This window comes from Ensifer adhaerens (assembly GCF_028993555.1).
Lineage (GTDB): Bacteria > Pseudomonadota > Alphaproteobacteria > Rhizobiales > Rhizobiaceae > Ensifer > Ensifer adhaerens_I.
In genome coordinates this window covers 210,648-223,770 of record NZ_CP118611.1, presented here as the reverse complement: position 1 = coordinate 223,770, position 13,123 = coordinate 210,648, and the positions used below count along the sequence as shown (strand labels likewise).

At 61.9% G+C, this 13,123-nt stretch carries 11 protein-coding genes; 10 read left to right on the top strand and 1 reads right to left on the bottom strand.

Features of this window, described 5'->3' with window-relative positions:
• Positions 1 to 64 precede the first annotated feature (64 nt).
• The 4 genes from PWG15_RS21400 (at position 65) to PWG15_RS21385 (ending at position 5,159) form a co-directional block, all read left to right on the top strand.
• Positions 65 to 952, top strand: coding sequence for an ABC transporter permease (locus PWG15_RS21400; protein ID WP_275025992.1), 888 nt, complete (start codon positions 65 to 67; stop codon positions 950 to 952).
• Positions 945 to 2,024 (top strand): quaternary amine ABC transporter ATP-binding protein, encoded by a 1,080-nt coding sequence (locus PWG15_RS21395; protein ID WP_275025991.1) that lies wholly within the window; start codon positions 945 to 947, stop codon positions 2,022 to 2,024. Before PWG15_RS21400 ends, PWG15_RS21395 begins: the two co-directional genes overlap by 8 nt.
• 125 nt (positions 2,025 to 2,149) lie before the next feature.
• On the top strand, positions 2,150 to 4,135 hold the full coding sequence (locus tag PWG15_RS21390) for an oxidoreductase (protein WP_275025990.1): 1,986 nt from the start codon (positions 2,150 to 2,152) through the stop codon (positions 4,133 to 4,135).
• A gap of 1 nt (position 4,136) precedes the next feature.
• Positions 4,137 to 5,159, top strand: coding sequence for an Ldh family oxidoreductase (locus PWG15_RS21385; protein ID WP_275025989.1), 1,023 nt, complete (start codon positions 4,137 to 4,139; stop codon positions 5,157 to 5,159).
• A gap of 24 nt (positions 5,160 to 5,183) precedes the next feature.
• Here the strand turns inward: PWG15_RS21385 and PWG15_RS21380 are convergent, their stop codons facing one another.
• Complete coding sequence (locus PWG15_RS21380; protein WP_425536821.1) at positions 5,184 to 5,918, bottom strand: GntR family transcriptional regulator; 735 nt, start codon at positions 5,916 to 5,918, stop codon at positions 5,184 to 5,186.
• 329 nt (positions 5,919 to 6,247) lie between these two features.
• Here PWG15_RS21380 and PWG15_RS21375 point away from each other — a divergent pair, with 329 nt between their 5' ends.
• The 6 genes from PWG15_RS21375 (at position 6,248) to PWG15_RS21350 (ending at position 13,100) form a co-directional block, all read left to right on the top strand.
• Positions 6,248 to 7,747 carry an aldehyde dehydrogenase gene (locus PWG15_RS21375; RefSeq protein WP_275025988.1) on the top strand — a complete coding sequence of 500 codons (1,500 nt, stop codon included), beginning with the start codon at positions 6,248 to 6,250 and terminating at the stop codon, positions 7,745 to 7,747.
• A gap of 2 nt (positions 7,748 to 7,749) precedes the next feature.
• A complete protein-coding gene (locus PWG15_RS21370; RefSeq protein ID WP_275025987.1) occupies positions 7,750 to 8,634 on the top strand; it encodes a dihydrodipicolinate synthase family protein in 885 nt (294 codons plus the stop codon).
• Positions 8,635 to 8,637: 3 nt separating this feature from the next.
• Complete coding sequence (locus tag PWG15_RS21365) at positions 8,638 to 9,984, top strand: NAD(P)/FAD-dependent oxidoreductase (RefSeq protein WP_275025986.1); 1,347 nt, start codon at positions 8,638 to 8,640, stop codon at positions 9,982 to 9,984.
• A gap of 107 nt (positions 9,985 to 10,091) precedes the next feature.
• Complete coding sequence (locus PWG15_RS21360) at positions 10,092 to 11,093, top strand: ABC transporter substrate-binding protein (protein WP_275025985.1); 1,002 nt, start codon at positions 10,092 to 10,094, stop codon at positions 11,091 to 11,093.
• 89 nt (positions 11,094 to 11,182) lie between these two features.
• Entirely contained in the window at positions 11,183 to 12,070 is an 888-nt protein-coding gene (locus PWG15_RS21355; RefSeq protein WP_275025984.1) for an ABC transporter permease, read from the top strand.
• On the top strand, positions 12,063 to 13,100 hold the full coding sequence (locus PWG15_RS21350) for a quaternary amine ABC transporter ATP-binding protein (RefSeq protein WP_275025983.1): 1,038 nt from the start codon (positions 12,063 to 12,065) through the stop codon (positions 13,098 to 13,100). The genes PWG15_RS21355 and PWG15_RS21350 overlap by 8 nt, the downstream gene beginning before the upstream one ends.
• The last annotated feature ends 23 nt before the right edge of the window (positions 13,101 to 13,123 follow it).

The following is a 13,123-nucleotide window of genomic DNA, read 5'->3' as shown; positions in this document are numbered from 1 at the left end:
CACCGCACCGTTCCTGCCGACATAACAAGAAGAACGGATCGGCTCTTTCGAGAAGGGGAACCGAATGGACTGGTTTTTTCAATTTCCTCATATGAACGACAACGCGCTTCGAGACCTGAAAAAGGTCATCGATGAGACTTTTCGCGGTTTTACCCGCAGCTACGGCGATCTGATCGAGGGCTTCTTCGCGCCGCTGCAGCAGTTTCTGATCGCCGCCGAACGCTTCATGACCAAGACGCCCTGGCCGATCATCACACTGTTGATCCTCGCCATAGCCTGGGCAGCGACGAGGAGCATTCGCATCGCCGCAGGCTGTCTCGTGACGCTGTTGTTGATCGGCTACTTCGGCATGTGGGACGACACGATGCGGACGATCTCGATGATCTTTGTCTGCACCATTCTGTCGATCGCCATCGGACTGCCGATCGGCATTTTGATGGCGCGTTCCGACAGGGTCCAACGGGTCGTCAATCCCGTGCTCGACGTCATGCAGACCATGCCGAGCTTCGTTTATCTGATCCCTGTGGTCATGCTGCTCGGCATCGGCAAGGTTCCTGGCCTGATCGCCGTTGTCATCTACGCCATCCCGCCGATGATCCGCCTCACCAATCTCGGCATTCGCCTCGTCGACAAGGACGTGCTGGAAGCCGCCGATGCCTTCGGCGCCGACAACAGGCAGAAGCTCTTCAAGGTACAGCTTCCCCTTGCGCTTCCGACCATCATGGCCGGTATCAACCAGACCATCATGATGGCGCTGGCCATGGTCGTCATCGCTTCGATGATCGGCGTTCAGGGACTCGGCCAGCCAGTGCTTAAGGCGATCGCCAACCAGTACTTCACGCTCGGCATCTTCAATGGCCTTGCGATCGTCGGCATCGCCATCATGTTCGACCGGGTCAGCCAGGCCTATGGCGAACGGCTGCAGAAGCACCGGGAGGTCGTCCATGGCTGACCATGCTTTCGGCGGCATCCAGATCCGCCATCTCTACAAGATCTTCGGGCCGAATGCGCAGGTCCATGTCGAGGCGGTGAAGAACGGTCTGACCAAGACCGAACTCAACGAACGGTACGGGCATGTGCTCGGCCTTCGCGACATCAACATCGAAATGCCGTCGGGCTCGATCCAGGTGATCATGGGGCTTTCCGGATCGGGCAAATCGACGCTCATCCGCCACATCAACAGGCTGATCGACCCGACCGCCGGCGAAGTCCTCGTCGACGGCGTCGACGTGGTCAAGATGCCGGAAGCGGAGCTGCGCGAATTCCGAAGACATCAGACGGCTATGGTGTTCCAGAAGTTCGCCCTGCTTCCTCATCGCAGCGTGCTCGACAACACGATCTTCGGCCTTGAAATCCAAGGCGTGTCGCGCGCGCAAAGTATTGACACTGCCATGCGATGGTTGGAACGCGTCGGTCTCAAAGGGTTTGAACAGAAATATCCGAACCAGCTTTCCGGCGGAATGCAGCAGCGCGTCGGCCTTGCCCGGGCGCTTGCCAATGACGCACCGGTTCTCTTGATGGATGAGGCGTATTCGGCCCTCGATCCGCTCATCCGCACGGACATGCAAACGGTGCTTCTGGACCTTCAGAAGGAGATCAAGAAGACGATCGTCTTCATCACCCATGATCTCGACGAGGCACTCCGACTGGGTGATCAGATCGCCATCCTTCGCGACGGCGAGGTCATCCAGCAGGGTTCAAGCCAGGATATCGTGCTGAGACCAGCCGACGACTATGTCGCGAACTTCGTGAAGGAGGTGAACCGCGGCCGCGTCGTGAACGTCGAAGCGGTCATGACACCGCTCGGCGCGCCAGTTGTCGATAGCGGGCAACGGATCGCCGCCGACCTGACGATCGAAGAGGCGGTGCGTATGCTTGCGTCGGCACCCGAGGGCGACATCACCGTCGTGGATCCGACCGGCAAGCCTCTCGGCACGGTCACATTCCGTCATCTGGCAGGCGCGATGGTCAATGCGCGTGAGACGAACGATCGCGCAGTTGCGATCGCAGCCACTGCCGCGTGACCGGATGACCGACCCATAAAGTACAGATCCGTCCGGGCGGCCGATCACGCCGCCCGGAAAAACGGTAAGGGTGGCCGAAGCACACCCATTCCATTCCCGATCCTCTCCCTGCCCGGAGTTGCGCCATGTCCAGGAAGTTCCCCCGGCTGTTCTCCCCCCTCAAACTGCGGTCGCACACGCTGAAGAACCGGATCGTGTTCGGCGCCCACACGGCGAACATGGCGGTCGAAGGCCTGCCGACCGACCGGCATGCCGCCTACTACCGGGAACGGGCGCTCGGCGGCGCGGCAATGATTGTCGTCGAGCCCATGCCGGTGCATGCCGCGGCCGTGCTGACCCGCGGCAATTTCCGCCATTCCGACGACAGCGTGATCCCCCATTTCAGGAAGGTGGTCGACGCGATAAAGGAGCATGGGGCCGTTGCGATCCAGCAGCTCTACCATGTCGGAGCGCACGGCGATTCCGACAACTCCTTTCATCCGCACTGGTCGCCTTCGGGCGGGCCCAGCTATCACGACAGCGACGGCTCGCATCCGATGACGGAAGCCGAAATCCTGGAGACGATCGACGGCTTCGTTTCGGCGGCGCGGCGATGTCGCGACGCCGGCTTCGACGGCGTCGAAGTCTGGGCAGCCTATCTCGGCATGGTCGACCAGTTCTGGACCCCCTGGTGCAATCGACGCGACGATCAATGGGGCGGTTCGCTTGAAAACCGCACGCGGATGTCGCGGGAGATCCTGACGCGGATCAGGCAGGTCTGCGGCCCCGACTTCATCATTGGCCTTGCCGTCAGCGACGAACCGGATGTGAAGGTTGCGCTTCAACGCGACGAACTTGCCGAGATCATCCATTTGCACGACGAGCTGGGCCTCATCGACTATGTCACCTGCGGCTCGGGCGGCTACCTCGATTTCTACAAGCTGATGCCGACATTCCTCTATCCCGAGAAACTGGGCGCCGACCTCGCATCAGTCCTGAAAGGTGCCGTCAAGAATGCGCTGGTGATCGCCGAGAGCCATATCCGCACCCCGGAAAATGCCGAAACGGTGCTTGGCGAAGGATCAGCCGACCTCGTCTCGATCGTGCGCGGCCAGATTGCCGACCCCCACCTGGCGACCAAGGCGGCCGAGGATCGGCCGGATGACATTCGCGGCTGCATTTCGTGCAATCAGATGTGCTGGGGACGCCGGTCGCGGGACTACTGGATAAGCTGCCTGATCAACCCCTCGGTCGGGCGCGAAACCGAATGGAACGGCGACCGCTTTGTAAAGACCGGTGATCCGAAGCCCGTGCTGGTGATCGGTGGCGGACCCGCCGGACTAGAGGCTGCCCGGGTGGCCGCCGAGCGTGGCCACAGGGTTGTCCTTGCCGAAGCGTCGAACCGTCTCGGCGGCAACTTCCTGCTGGCCGGCATGCAGCCAAGAAGAGCCCAGATCCTCGATCTTATTGCCTGGTATGAGCGCCAGCTCGAAAAACTCGGTGTAGAGGTTCGCCTTAACTCCTATATCGAAGCCGAGGACATTGACGCCTCCGAGTTCGAGCGCGTCATCGTCGCGACCGGCTCCTATTCACCCGAGACAGGTTTCCAGAAGGCACTACCGACAGTCGAGACGATGCCGGGCCTGGCAAAGGGTAATGTCTTCACGGTCGAAGCGGTCATAGCTCGCCAGGCCAGACCGGGCAAACGCGTGCTGCTCCTGGATGAAGGCGGCGGTTGGCGCGGCTGCGGAACGGCCTGGAAGCTCGCCGAAGAGGGCCACCAGGTGATGATCCTGACGCCCGATCCTTTCGTCGGCAAGGAGTTGCAGAGAACCGCGGCCGACGTTCCCATGCGACAGGCGCTCCGGAAACTCGGCGTCGAATGGATCGTCGAGGCGAGCATCGCCGAGTGGCATGGCACCGGCGCAACGATCGTCGATCACACGACGGGAGAGTGCCGCTTCGTCGAGGCAGACGCCCTTGTCACGGCCACCACGAATTCCCCGGCCGACTGGCTGATGCCCGGCCTTGCCGAACGCAATATCGTTGCGCGCCAGATCGGTGACTGCGCCGCGCCGCGCCAGGCGCCCTACGCATTCTACGAGGGTCGGAAGGCGGGACTGGAGATCTGACATGAGAGAGATCGAACTCAGCGAGCGAGAGGCACGAGATCTGGCGCTGAGGGCCTGCCTTGGTGCCGGCGCCAATCCGGCGAGCGCCCGATCGCTCGTGGACGCAACGGTGTCGGCCGCCCGCTTCGGCCCGAGCGCGGTCGGGTTTCCGCACCTCGTCGATTATCTGAACAGTTTTCGCGAGGGGCGCATCAATTGCGATCCCGCGCCGGTCGCCACTCGCCCCTTCCCCGCTCACCTCGCCTGCGATGCCGACCGAGGCATCGCGCAGCTCGGCTTCGACCTCGCCTTCCGCGACTTCGTGGATGCTGCCCGCACCTTCGGCATTGCGCTCTTCACCCAGAAGAACAGCTATACAACGGGCGAGCTCGGCTACTATGTGCGCCGGCTTGCGCTGGAAGGCCTGAGCGGTCTTGCGGCGACCAACGCGAATGCCATGGTCGTAGCAAAGGCAGGGGGACCGGCTGTCTACAGCACGAACCCCATCGCCTTCGGATTTCCGCTCGGCGCCAACGCGCCGCCACTCATCGTCGACCAATCGTCAAGCGCCACTGCCTACGTCAACATTGCCGCTGCTGCCGCAGAAGGGCGGCAAATCCCGGAAGGGTGGGCGGTCGACAACAAAGGTGCCGATACGCGGGACGCCGAAAAGGCACTCTTAGGCGCGCTGCTACCCTTCGGTGGTCGCAAGGGTGCGAACGTCGCGCTCCTCGTCGAAATGCTGTCGGCCGGTCTTTCCGGCGGTTCCTGGTCTCTGGACACGCCAAGCTTCAGAACGGGCGAAACCTCTCCAGCTGTCGGGCTGACTGTGATTGCAATGATGCCAGGCTCGAAAGGGAGCGACCACATCGCCCGCGCACACGACCAGATCCAGCGGCTGGAGAAGCTCGGCGTTCACGTCCCGGGCGTCAGCGGCAGGTCACCTGGCTCGACGGAGCAACCATTGCGCATGTCCCGCGCTGTCTTCGACGCCATAGATCGTTTCGCGTCGAATGAGCATCAATCGTCCGGCGGGGTGACGTAAGAACACCCGGAGGCCCCGGATGCGTTACACACCGAGAGAAATCGCCATCCCTTCCGGGGCGGCATACATCGCCATGTTCTTGCGCGATAGATCGAGGTGCGCGCGGATCAACGCCTCCGCCCGGTCAGGATCGTGGTTCGCTATTGCATCGATGATTTCGTCGTGCTGGCGCGACGCCTCGTGCAACTCCTCCAACATGCGCGCGTTGCTCGGTCTGTAGAAAATCTTGCCGATACGCGCATGATCGATCAGCAGCCGGCGAAGGCTCGGAAGCACATACGCATTGTTCGCGATTTCGCCAACCCGAAGGTGAAATTTGTCATTGTAGAAGACGCGCCCGTCGACGTCATTGCTGTGGACCGCGTCGCGAAAGCTGTCCTGTATCTCTCGCAGGCCCGCAATATCGGCCTTCGACGCATGTTCGGCGGCCAGCCGCGTGGCCGCGACATAGATCATCGGCGCGATCAAAAAGAAATCCCGAAGGGATTGGTAGCTCATCGAGGTCACGCGGGCCGGCCGGTTCGCCTCAAGCTCAATGAACCCTTCCCCCGCAAGCTGCCGCATCGCTTCGCGCACCGGAGGGCGGGACAGTCCAAATTCCTCGCTCAAGGCGACTTCGTCGAGAACCGATCCCGGCGCTATCTGCATCGTCAGGATCCGGTGGCGCAAGGTGTTGTTCAGTGCAGCCTTTCGATCCGGGCCAACGCCTGCTTCAGGTGAGCTTGGATTGTTCGCCATGGCAAACTCCTTTTTGGCCATATCTTGTCTACAAAAGATAGACTGGTCAACATATTTCAATTTGCAGCGACTATCCCCACGGCCACGCGACTCCTTTTGCCTGCTCAACGGCCGATGCGCAAGGCCCGACCGCCTCCACTTCTAGATCTATTGTCTCCCGCTTGTTCGGTTATCAATTCGCGTTCCGTACGATGAGCCGCAGCACTGTCTTGCCGGCGCATTTCAAGTGTCTATTGACAATAGATCAAATGTCTATCTATTGTATTATGAAAATTGAGCGAGACGATCGGCGGGAGCGTCGAGTCAGGTCGAGCGTTGCGGATGATTTTCGAATTGATGGGAGCAGACGAATGACGGAACTTCTGACCAAGGCGCGGTACGAGCAAATCGCGTCGCAACTATCCCTCCCGGCAAAGGCCATCATCGATGGCCGTTCTGTCGACGCGAAATCTGGACGCACGTTTGCGACGACCAATCCCGCGACAGGCGAGAAGCTCACAGACTTGCCTGCCTGCGGCCCCGAGGACGTCGACGCGGCAGTTGCGAGCGCGCGGCAGTCGTTCGCCGATGGCCGCTGGGCAAAGCAGCATCCCGCCGCCCGCAAGCAGGCGCTTCTTCGCCTTGCCCAGCTCATCGAGGACAATCTGGTCGAGCTCTCCGTCATGGAGAGCCTGGACAGCGGCAAGACGATCCTCGACTGCCAGACGGTCGACGTGCCCGAGACCGTCAACTGCCTGCGCTGGCATGCCGAAGCGATCGACAAGATCTACGATCAGGTCTCGCCGGCCTCGAGCGACCACATCGCGCTTGTCGTTCGCGAGCCGGTGGGCGTCGTCGGGCTGGTCCTGCCGTGGAACTTCCCGCTCCTCATGCTCGCCTGGAAAATTGGCCCGGCGCTGGCCGCCGGCTGCAGCCTGGTGGTCAAACCGGCGGCCGAAACCTCGCTGACAGCGCTTCGGGTGGCCGAATTGGCGCTCGAGGCCGGCATCCCGGCCGGCGTCTTCAACGTGGTGACTGGCTCCGGCTCGCAGGTCGGCGAGCCGATCGGCCGGCATATGGATGTCGATGCCGTGTCGTTCACGGGTTCGACCGAGACCGGCCGCCGCTTCCTCAAATATTCCTCCGAGTCCAATCTCAAGGAAGTCGTCCTCGAGATGGGCGGGAAGAACCCCTCGATCGTCATGGACGACGCCGACGACCTGGACGCGGTGGCCGCGCATATCGTCAACGGCGCCTATTGGAACATGGGCGAGAATTGCTCGGCCATTTCTCGGCTGATCGTCCACTCTGCCATCAAGGGGAAGCTGCTCGACAAGATCGTCTCCGAGGTGAAGAACTGGCACGTAGGCGATCCGCTGGATCCCGACAACCGTGTCGGCCCCCTGGTCTCCGAGGCGCACTACCGGAAAGTTGCGAGCTATCTCGGCGATGGGGTGAAGGTTCTTCACGGCGGCGAAACCAGCGAGGGCCGCTTCGTTCACCCGACCATCGTCGAGGTCGAAAGCAACTCCGCCCGGCACGCTAAGGAAGAAATCTTTGGACCGATCCTGGCGGTCATCACGGTCGACAGCCTGAAAGAGGCGGTCGCGATCGCCAACGAGACGGAATACGGCCTGACCGCTTCCGTCTTCACCGGCAACGGCAAACGGGCCATGCGCGCCGCCCGTGCCCTTCGTGCCGGCACCGTCACCGTCAATTCCTTCGGCGAGGGCGATATCACCACACCGTTTGGCGGCTACCGGCAGTCCGGATTCGGCGGGCGCGACAATTCCGTCCACGCCCACGACCAGTACACCCAGCTGAAGACCATCTGGCTCGATCTCAACGACGACGAAAGCGCGGATCTGTAACCATGACCAACTTCCCGTTTCCCGGACTGAACCTCGCAATCGCGACGCCCTTCGACGCGGAAGGCCGCATCGACTACGCCAAGCTCGAGCAGAACATCGAGCGCTACCTGGCGCTCGGCGTACCCGGCTTCGTGTTGAGTTCGGGCACCGGCATGCACGTGTATCTGACGAAAGAGGAATCGAAAGAGCTCGTACGGCGCGGTTCAAGGATCATCAATGGTCGAGCCAAGGTGATCGCCCAAACCTCGGCGCTGCTGACGGCCGACGTGGTCGAGCGGACGAAGTTCGCGGCCGAATGCGGCGCCGACGGCGTCATGGTCCTGCCGCCCTTCTTCGAAGGGCCGACGGACGATGAAGGCATCATCGAATTCTACACGGAGGTGGCCGCCGCCGGCCTTCCGGTCATCGGCTACAACGTCCCGCACGCCGTCGGCGTGACCGTGACGCCGGAGCTTCTCAAGGAGCTTTGCGCCATCCCGAACTTCTGCGCCGTCAAGGACTCGAGCGGCGATCTCGGCAAGCAGGCATCGCTCATTCGTACCGGCCTCCCGGTCATGAACGGCGCCGACCATCTCGTTCCCTTTGCTCTCTGGTCCGGAGCGAGCGGCCTCATCTGGGGCGGCGCCAATTTTGCGCCGCGCACCGCGCTCGCGCTGGTCGCGGCTGCTACCGCCGGCGAATGGGGCAAGGCGCGCGACATCTGGTCCCTGCTCGAACCGGCGATGTCGCTCATCTGGGAAGGCGACTATGTGCAGTCGGTTTATGCCGCCGCGCAACTCACCGGCTTTGGTGCCGGCGCGCCGCGCAAGCCGCTCCGTCCGCTCTCGACAGATCGCGTCGCAACCATCCGCGCTGCTCTCGGCAGCCTGATCGAACGGGAAGCCTGAGCCGTGAACTCGCCCTCGAAAAAGGTCTTTGTCGCATCGAGGCTCCCGAAGAACACGGGCGTTTCAGGGTGGGTGGCGATGCTCCCTCCCCGCCAGGCAAAACCCCGGCTCGAGGGGCACGTCACCGTCGACGTCGTCGTCATCGGCGGCGGTTTCGCAGGCCTGTCCGCAGCCCGCAGGATCGTGGAGCTCGATCCGACACTCCATGTCGCCGTCGTTGAGGCCGGCGTAATCGGAGAGGCCGCAGCCGGACGGAATTCCGGCTTCATCATCGACCTGCCGCATGAGGTCTCGTCCGAGGACTATGGTGGAGACTCGGTCACCAAAAGCCGCGAAGCCATTGAGATCAGCCGGACGGCCATCGCCCTTGCCAGTACTGTTGCACGGGAACAGGGCTGGGGCCGCGACATCTTCGATCCGTGCGGGCGCTATAGCGTTTCCATCAGCGACGAGGGCGACCGGCATCTCATCGACTATGCCAAGGGACTGGCGAAGCTTGGCGAAAAGCACCAGCTGCTCAATGCGCGCGAAATCGCCGACGTGACGGGCACGAACACCTATACGTCGGCGCTGTTTACGCCCGGAACCATCATGGTGCAGCCGGCGGCCTATATCCGCGGCGTCGCAGACAGCCTGCGCGAACCCGTCAGGGTCTATGAAAATACCCCTGCCGTGCAGTTGGAAAGCGCCGGCAGCGGTTGGCACGTCAAGACACCGCAAGGTTCGATCAGCACAGGCCGGATCATCCTTGCCAACAATGGCCATGCGGAGAGCTTCGGCTTCTTCAGGAGCCGGCTGCTGCACGTCTTCACCTTTGCCTCGATGACGAAAGAGTTCGAACCGAGCCTGTTGCCGGGTCAGCGCAAATGGGCGGCGACACCGGCCCTTCCGATGGGCACGACTGTCCGGCGCATTCAGGGTCAGGGCGGCGACCGGATCCTCATCCGCTCCCGCTACACCTATCACCGCAACATCGAGGCGAGCGAGGGAACCCTGCGGCGCGCGGGTGCAAAGCACGACCAGAAATATCACGCCCGCTTTCCCCAGTTGCCGGATGTCCCGATGGAGTATCGCTGGGGCGGGGCCATGGCGCTGACATGGAATTCGGTGCCCGCGTTCGGCGAAATCGAGCCCGGCATGTTTGCCGCCTGCGGCTGCAATGGCGTCGGCGCCACGAAAGCCACTGCGAACGGCATCGCGGCGGCCGACCTGATGCTCGGCGTCAAATCACGACTGACAGAAATCTTCGCGCGCTTCGACGCACCGAAATCGCTGCCTCGCCAACCGTTTCGGACAATCGGCGCCAAGGCGAACCTCGCGTATCGCGAGTGGCGTGCCGGTGGCGAATAGATAATCGCCGCGAACAGGCGCGGCAGCAGATCCTTTCGATAACTGAAGTCGGTGGTCGCGGCACTCCGGCTTTGATGGAACACGCCGCCAAAAGAGGGAACGGAAAAATGAAAAAACTGCTTGCATCGACCTGCCTGATGTTCGGCCTGATTGGCGGAGCATCAGTATCGAATGCCGCGGAATGCGGAAGCGTGACCATCGCCAGCATGAATTGGCAGAGCGCCGAGGTGCTGTCGAACCTCGACAAGTTCATCCTCAACGAAGGCTATGGCTGCAGCGCCGAGATCACCATCGGCGACACCGTGCCGACCATCACTTCCATGGCGGAGAAGGGCCAGCCGGATATCGCTCCAGAAGCGTGGATCGACCTCTTGCCCGATATCGTCAAGAAGGGAACGGAAGAAGGCCGGATCATCAAGGTCGGCTCTCCGCTGCCCGATGGCGGTGTGCAGGGCTGGTGGATCCCGAAATATCTCGCCGACGCCCATCCGGACATCAAGACGATTGGCGACGTGCTGAAGCATCCGGAACTCTTCCCCGATCCGGAAGACGCAAAGAAGGGCGCCATCTTCAATGGCCCGCAGGGCTGGGGCGGCACGGTGGTCACGGCCCAGTACTTCAAGGCGTTCGAGGCCGAGAAGGCTGGTTTCACGCTGGTCGATACCGGTTCGGCGGCGGGTCTCGACGGTTCCATCGCCAAGGCCTATGAGCGCAAGGAAGGATGGGCGGGCTACTACTGGGCGCCGACCGCCCTGCTTGGCAAGTATGAGATGGTCAAACTCGATGCAGGTGTACCGCTCGATGCCGCCGAATGGAAACGCTGCATCACCGTTGCCGATTGTTCGGATCCGAAGCCGAGCGCCTGGCCGGTCGATACGATCGTAACGCTGGTGGCCAAGCCATTCTCCGAAAAGGTTGGGCCCGAGGTGATGGACTACCTCAACAAGCGCGCCTGGAGCAACGAGACGGTCAGCAAGCTGATGGCCTGGATGACCGACAATCAGGCGAGCGGCGAAGAAGGCGCTAAGCACTTCCTCGAAGAAAACGAAGCGGTCTGGTCGAAGTGGGTCTCGCCGGAAGCGGCCGAGAAGATCAAATCGGCCCTTTGAGCCTCGTCCGGGTGCGGTGAGCCCAGGCGCGCCGCACCCTTTGCCAAAATCGAAAACTTGCGCCGGCTTCTTCAAAAAGGGGGAACCGAATGGAATGGCTTTATGAATTCCCACACATGAACGACGACTCTCTTCGCACGCTGAAGAAAGCGATAGACGAAGGCTTCCGGTCGTTCACGCGCGCCTATGGCGACGCAATCGAGGGCTTTTTCTCCCCCTTGCAGCACTTTCTGATCGCTTCCGAGCGCTTCATGACCCAGACGCCGTGGCCCGTTATTATCATCATCATCCTGGCGATCGCCTGGGGGGCGAGTAGAAGCTTGAAAGTCGTGCTGGGCTGTCTGGCGACCCTCTTGGCGATCGGCTATTTCGACATGTGGGACGACACGATGCGGACGATCTCAATGATCTTCGTCTGCACGCTGCTGTCGATCGCCATCGGCATTCCGATCGGCATTCTGATGTCGCGGTCCGATCGCCTGCAGCGGGTCGTCAACCCGGTGCTCGACGTCATGCAGACGATGCCGAGCTTCGTCTATCTGATCCCTGTCGTCATGCTCTTGGGGATCGGCAAGGTACCGGGCCTCATCGCGGTCGTCATCTATGCCATCCCGCCGATGATCCGGCTCACCAATCTCGGCATCCGCCTGGTCGACAAGGATGTGCTCGAAGCCGCCGACGCCTTCGGCTCGTCCGGTTGGCAGAAGCTCAAGAACGTGCAGCTGCCGCTGGCCTTGCCGACGATCATGGCCGGCATCAACCAGACGATAATGATGGCGCTCGCCATGGTCGTCATCGCCTCGATGATCGGCGTCCAGGGCCTCGGGCAACCGGTGCTGAAGGCGATCGCCAACCAGTACTTCACGCTGGGCATTTTCAATGGTCTCGCCATCGTCGGCATCGCCATCATCTTCGACCGGGTCAGCCAGGCATACGGCGAGAGACTGCAGAAACACCGGGAGATCGTCCATGGCTGACACCAAGTTCGGCGGCATCAAGATCCGCCACCTCTACAAGATCTTCGGCCCGAACGCAGGCGCGCACGTCGAGGCTGTGCAGAAGGGCCTGACGAAGACCGAGCTCAACGAACGGCACGGGCATGTTCTCGGCTTGCGCGACATCAACATCGAGATCCCGTCCGGCTGCATCCAGGTGATCATGGGCCTGTCGGGATCGGGCAAATCGACCTTGATCCGGCACATCAACCGCCTGATCGATCCGACGGCCGGCGAAGTGCTCGTCGACGGTATCGACGTCGTCAAGATGGGCCAGCCGGATCTGCGCGAGTTCCGACGACACCAGACGGCAATGGTGTTCCAGAAGTTCGCACTGCTTCCGCACCGCAACGTACTCGACAACACGCTTTATGGCCTCGAGGTTCAGGGTGTTGAGCGCGCGAAGGGCGTCGAGATCGCCATGCGATGGATCGAGCGCGTCGGGCTGAAGGGCTTTGAAAACAAGTATCCCAATCAGCTCTCCGGCGGAATGCAGCAGCGCGTCGGGCTTGCCCGTGCACTTGCCAACGATGCGCCGGTTCTCCTGATGGACGAGGCCTATTCGGCCCTCGACCCGCTGATCCGCATGGACATGCAGACGGTTCTTCTCGACCTGCAGAAGGAGATCAAGAAGACCATCGTCTTCATCACCCATGATCTCGACGAAGCACTGCGATTGGGAGACCAGATCGCGGTCTTGCGCGACGGCGAGGTCATCCAGCAAGGCACCAGCCAGGACATCGTCTTGAGGCCAGCCGACGACTACATCGCCAACTTCGTCAAGGAGGTGAACCGTGGCCGGGTCGTTCATGTCGAGGCCGTGATGACACCGGTCGCCGCCGATCATGCCGTCAACGGCGCTACGCTTTGCACGGGAAGCACGATTGAAGCTGCCCTCAAGATCCTGGCGCACAAGGAGGCCAAGGATCTGGTGGTTGTCAATGCCGTCGGCATGCCCGTCGGCGTCGTCGATCTGAAGCGGCTGGCCGCAGCGGTCGTAACGCCGCACTGAGCGGCGGGAGACCTGCACACATT